At 45.2% G+C, this 3,430-nt stretch carries 3 protein-coding genes; 1 reads left to right on the top strand and 2 read right to left on the bottom strand.

Annotated elements, in window-relative coordinates:
* Window positions 1-35: 35 nt before the first annotated feature.
* Together SHEWPOL2_RS21745 and SHEWPOL2_RS21740 are read right to left on the bottom strand one after the other, a co-directional pair.
* Entirely contained in the window at window positions 36-938 is a 903-nt protein-coding gene (locus SHEWPOL2_RS21745; protein WP_037431666.1) for a 1,4-dihydroxy-2-naphthoyl-CoA synthase, read from the bottom strand.
* Between the two features lie 116 nt (window positions 939-1,054).
* The gene (locus SHEWPOL2_RS21740) at window positions 1,055-1,405 is read right to left on the bottom strand and encodes a hypothetical protein (protein ID WP_037424115.1); all 351 of its coding nucleotides are present in this window, start codon (window positions 1,403-1,405) and stop codon (window positions 1,055-1,057) included.
* A gap of 91 nt (window positions 1,406-1,496) precedes the next feature.
* Between SHEWPOL2_RS21740 and ccoG the strand changes: the two genes are divergently transcribed.
* Window positions 1,497-2,924 carry a cytochrome c oxidase accessory protein CcoG gene (ccoG, locus tag SHEWPOL2_RS21735; protein WP_037431664.1) on the top strand — a complete coding sequence of 476 codons (1,428 nt, stop codon included), beginning with the start codon at window positions 1,497-1,499 and terminating at the stop codon, window positions 2,922-2,924.
* Window positions 2,925-3,430: the final 506 nt, after the last annotated feature.

Below are 3,430 nucleotides of genomic sequence, written 5' to 3'. Positions count from 1 at the left end.
CTCAAATGAGGGCGTTATATGGCAATCAGCTTCGATCAGTAATGCCAAGGGAAGGCTGAGAAGTCTTGGTCACGTTTCTCGAGGAAGGCATCGCGCCCTTCTTGAGCTTCTGCACTGGCATAGGCTAAACGTGTTGCTTCACCCGCAAACAGTTGCTGGCCAACCATGCCGTCGTCAGTCATGTTAAAGCCGTACTTCAACATCCGCATCGCTGTCGGCGATTTCGAGTTGATTTCTTTTGCCCATCTTAATGCTTCGACTTCGAGTTCGGCATGGGGAACCGATTTATTCACCATTCCCATGGCAAAGGCTTCATCGGCACTGTAGTTAAAGCCGCAGAAGAAGATTTCGCGGGCGCGTTTTTGGCCAATCATCTTGGCAAGATAAGCACTGCCGTAGCCAGAGTCGAAGCTCGCGACATCAGGATCCGTTTGCTTGAATATGGCATGTTCTTTGGACGCTAAGGTTAAATCGCAAACCACATGCAAACTGTGTCCGCCACCCACAGCCCAACCAGGCACGACCGCGATCACTACTTTTGGCATAAAGCGGATCAATCGTTGGACTTCGAGGATATGTAAACGCCCCATTCTGGCTAAATCGGCTTTGCCCTCTTCGGCGCCTTCATATTTATAACCATCTTTACCACGAATGCGTTGATCGCCGCCGGAGGAGAATGAGTATTGTCCTTTGGCCGAGGGGCCATTGCCAGTGAGTAATACACAACCTACATCGGACCATTGGCGAGTGTGATCGAGGGCGATATATAACTCATCAACCGTTTTTGGACGAAAGGCATTGAGGCAATCTGGACGGTTGATGGCGATACGCACTGTGCCGTGGGCTTTGGCTCTATGGTAAGTGATATCGTCGAAATTAAATCCGCTGACTTCATCCCACAGTGCGGGATCAAAAATATCTGATACTGGTTTAGTCATGATACAAGGCCTATGTAATTGAAGTTCAAAGGCTAGGCGGAATCATGTCTTTGGTCAATCGCCTAAGCGTCATGCTTAGTGATGGGCTGCAAAATTCCGTTTGCCTGTTAGTGGAATTAGAGGTTATCGCAGATAAATAGCAAGTTATCTCGGCTAAAAATGGGATGCTCAGTGGCTGTAGTGCCACAGTAGTTTTCTTTAAAATCAGCAATGCCATCTTCGGTGAGTGGGATTTTATTAAACTCTTCAGCCTCAGATGCTGATAGCCGCTCCAATATCTCTGTTCGTGCTTTCGTGAGATTTTGATTAATTTTAATTATCTGAGTGCCCATTGCTGAGCTCACTTTGCTTTCTATCTTTTGAACCATTTCCTCTGTTTTTGCTATAGGTGCATCTAGTTTATCTGTTTCGGTGTATAAGTAATATAATGCACCACAAAGGAGCGCTAATATGATCCAACCTTTCATCTTTTAGTCCAACATAAGTGAATAACCATTAATAATATGGGTATAATAAGCCAGTTTTCGTCCAATATTAAAGCAGTAAAAGGCTGTCACGATGAACGCAGAATCTAATAACAAGGACTATTCGAAAACCAATCGAATTAAGATTCACCAGCCTGATGCAGATAAGGCTGATCGCTTTAACCCCCGTAATCGGATTTATGTCCGTGCAATCGATGGATTATGGAGTAGTTTACGCCGCCGCATGGGCTGGATAGCAATGCTCTTCTTCCTGATATTACCTTGGATCCCTTGGGGAGACCGTCAAGCCGTATGGTTTAACCTCGCTGAGCAGAAATTCCATGTCTTTGGCTTAACGATTTGGCCGCAGGATCTGACCTTACTTGCCGCTCTCTTTATGATAGCCGCCTTTGCGTTATTTTTTGTGACAACCTATCTCGGCCGAGTCTGGTGTGGTTACACTTGCCCGCAAACCGTATGGACATTTATGTTCATCTGGTTTGAGGAAAAACTCGAAGGTGCCCGTAATAAGCGCATTAAGCTAGATCAAATGCCATGGGGTTTTGACAAAATCTGGCGCAAAACCGCAAAACACACTGCATGGATAGTACTTTCGCTCATCACGGCAATGACCTTTGTGTCCTATTTTGTGCCGAGCCGTGAAGTCTATGTCGATGTATTTACCCTTAATGCATCAGGCGCAATCTACTTCTGGGTGGTGTTTTTTACCTTAGCGACCTACGGTAATGCGGGTTGGATGCGTGAAATCATGTGTATCCATATGTGCCCTTACGCGCGTTTCCAATCGGCGATGTTTGATAAAAACACCTATATCGTTGGTTACGATGCAAAACGCGGTGAGACCCGCGGCCCGCGCTCACGTAAAGCCGACCCCAAAGAAATGGGTCTAGGAGATTGTATTGACTGCGACCTTTGTGTTCAGGTTTGCCCTACCGGTATCGATATTCGTAATGGCTTGCAATATGAATGTATTAACTGTGGTGCCTGTATTGATGCGTGCGACCAAACCATGGAGCGGATGGGATACCCTCTAGGGCTGATTAGTTACACCACCGAAAATAAACTCGAAGGTATTAAAGAGAAGGTACTGCGTCCGAAGCTGGTGGGTTATGGTGTGGTGCTGGCCGCGATGATACTTATCTTTATCTATGCGAGTGCGACAATTGCGCCTGTGCGTATGGATATTATCCGCGACCGTAATCAACTCTATCGAGAAAATGATCGAGGTTTGATTGAAAACACCTTCACCTTGAAGATCCTGAATAAGACAGAGCAAGCTCATGAATACACTATGAGTGTTGAAGGCCTCAACAACTATAAGTGGTATGGACCTACCTCAGTGACGATTGCTGGTGGAGAGGTATTAACTCTACCTATTAGTATCGGGGTCGATCCGGTCGAACTTTCGCGTTCAGTGACAAACATCGAGATAAAAGTGAAAACCCATATTGATGGTGAAGAAGTCGAAGTCGAGCAAGAATCGCGATTCTTTAGCCCATAGTTACTGTTTCGTTAACCAAATGAGTTTAAAAAGGGACTGTTTAGTCCCTTTTTTATTCATGTTGCTGGATATCTAGGCGTCTAGATGATTAATCGTAATTTTCTGACAAAAAGCGCTTGCACAAAAGTTTTCGCTGCCTATAATGCGCATCCACTGACACGGCAGACAGCGAAAGCCAACGCGGTTACAGTGCGAATCGAGTGCAAAATGTGCTGTTGATTCGAAAGCCTCAAGAAGTTTGTAAAAACGCCTTGACGCGACAAGGGAAATGCGTAGAATACGCAGCCCTGACCTGCTGAGCGGTAACGCGAAGTGAATGGTCAAACGCTCTTTAACAATCTAAACAAGAAATCTGTGTGGACACTCACAGGTGTTGAGTTAATCGAAATTACTTTACTTTCGAGTGAGTAATCAAAGAATTAAATCAATGAATGAGTGTTCATAGCAATATGTACATACAGTAATGTATGAATTGAAACGCAATGCTTCTTAGTGAGCAAAGCGGA

Source organism: Shewanella sp. POL2 (genome assembly GCF_000282755.1).
Taxonomy (GTDB): domain Bacteria; phylum Pseudomonadota; class Gammaproteobacteria; order Enterobacterales; family Shewanellaceae; genus Shewanella; species Shewanella xiamenensis.
This window is presented reverse-complemented; position numbering and strand designations above follow the sequence as displayed.